The organism is Streptomyces phytophilus, from assembly GCF_013870535.1.
Classification (GTDB): Bacteria; Actinomycetota; Actinomycetes; order Streptomycetales; family Streptomycetaceae; genus Streptomyces; species Streptomyces phytophilus.
In genome coordinates this window covers 1-1,801 of the sequence record NZ_JACBXC010001208.1, presented here as the reverse complement: position 1 = coordinate 1,801, position 1,801 = coordinate 1, and the positions used below count along the sequence as shown (strand labels likewise).

Sequence of the window (1,801 nt, the reverse complement as noted above, 5' to 3'; positions counted from 1 at the left end):
GGCGGCGCGCCCAGGCGTCCTCGTAGGCGAACCAGTCGACGGCGGCCGGCTCCGCGCCGGTGGCCAGCGCCGTGTCGAGCGTGGCGAAGTAGGTCTTCCAGCGGCTGTGGTAGAAGTCGCCGAGCAGGCCCTGCCATTCGCGGTTCGCGTAGTCGTGCAGCCCGGCCTCGCTGCCGGCGCGCGGGCCCCAGGTGGTGATCAGCGAGCGCGCGTCGTACTCCAGCCGGTCCCGCTCGGCGCGGTCGGCGCCCCAGGCGCGGGCCTCGGCGAGATACCGGCCGAGCAGGTGCTGCGGATCGGTGCCCACCACCCGGTCCAGCAGCCGGATCAGCTCCAGCCAGGCGGAGGTCAGGTCACGCAGCCCGCCGCGGTCGCCGGCCTCGTACGCCTCCTTGATCCGCGCCAGCAGCGGTCGGCTGCGGTTGGCGAGCGCCTGCCTGGTGACGTCCATGAGGTCGTAGCGGTACGCGGCGGAGCGGCGCAGCCCGGGGGCGACGGCGAGGAGCCCGGTGAGCGCGCCGTCGAAGGCGGCGATGTCGTAGCGGTCCTGCTGCGGGCTCCAGGCGGCGGCGCTGCGGACGTCGAGGCCGGGGCGGGCGCAGAAGAGGCTGTCGGCGCCCTCGCTCCAGGAGTCGGCGCGCGTGGTGCCGTACGCGGTCTCGCGCAGCACCTGCCAGGCGGCTGCCGCGTGCGCGTCCTCGGCGCCGTAGCGTGCGGTGGCGTACTCGCGGAACCAGTCGTCGAGGTCGATCCGGCCCGGGGTCCAGGCGAGTTCGGTGAGCAGGGACATCGCGGCGGGGTTGTTGTCGGCGCCCTCGGGCATCATGGCGATGCCGGCCAGCGCGCTGCCCGGCTTGTCGCGCCAGGCAGGGTACAGCTCGGCCCAGTCGGAGGTGTTGGCGCCGAGGGGGGTGTGGCCGCCGAAGTTCCAGATGGCGCCGAAGGCGTAGGGGGTGCCGAGCCAGTCGGCCTCGCGGTCGGTGACGGTCGGGAAGCGGTCGGAGAGGCCGTCGAGGATGAGCATGCGGTCGCGGTCGATGGCGTCGAGGATCTCCCGGCGCGGGTTGGTCTGCCAGCCGAGTATCGCCCAGAGGGCGTCGGGGTGGGCGCGCCGCAGCGCGGCCTCGACGGCGCGGGCGGCGTCGCCCACGGGTACGCCGCCGGGGTCGCCGCCCTCGTGCAGCAGGTCCATCTTGTACAGGCCCGCGGGGCCGAGCAGGTCGCGCTGGTGGCCGTAGAACGCGGCGGCGACCTCGGCGAAGCGCGGGTCGCGGGGGTCGAGCCAGCCGGGGCGCTCGAAGCCGACCCAGCCGCCCTGCGGGACGACGTGGGCGCCGGGGTTCTTCTCGGCGAAGCCGTCGGGGACGGTGCCGAAGTAGCCGGGGAGCACGGGCGTCATGCCCAGCTCGCGTACGCGCGCGGTGATGCGGGCGCCCAGTGCGGCGCGCAGCCGCAGCAGCCGGGCGGAGACGGGGCCGCCGAAGTAGGCCATGTTCTGCAGCAGCCACCAGGGCTGGTGCGCGGGGGCGGGGATCCAGGCGCGCATCTCCTCGTCGGAGTAGCCGAAGGCGCGGAAGGTCTCGTAGTAGACGGCGTCGGTGCCGACGCAGATCAGCACTTCGTTGACGCCGTGCAGCGCGAGCACGTCGAGGGCGCGTTCCCAGGCGGCGAAGTCGCGGTAGGCGCCGGTGTAGCCCTCGTTGGTGTCGTTGTAGGCGAAGCGGTGCGGCACGTGCGCCTCGCCGGCCAGCGGGGCGGCGGGGGCGGGCAGCCGTGCGGGCAGGTCGAGTTGGTCGCCGTT

At 74.7% G+C, this 1,801-nt stretch carries 1 protein-coding gene; it reads right to left on the bottom strand.

Translation table 11 applies throughout. The features are described 5' to 3' along the window. Nucleotides 1-1,801: alpha-N-acetylglucosaminidase (locus H5J30_RS30840; RefSeq protein ID WP_181790776.1), on the bottom strand; the 1,801-nt coding region annotated here is incomplete at both ends.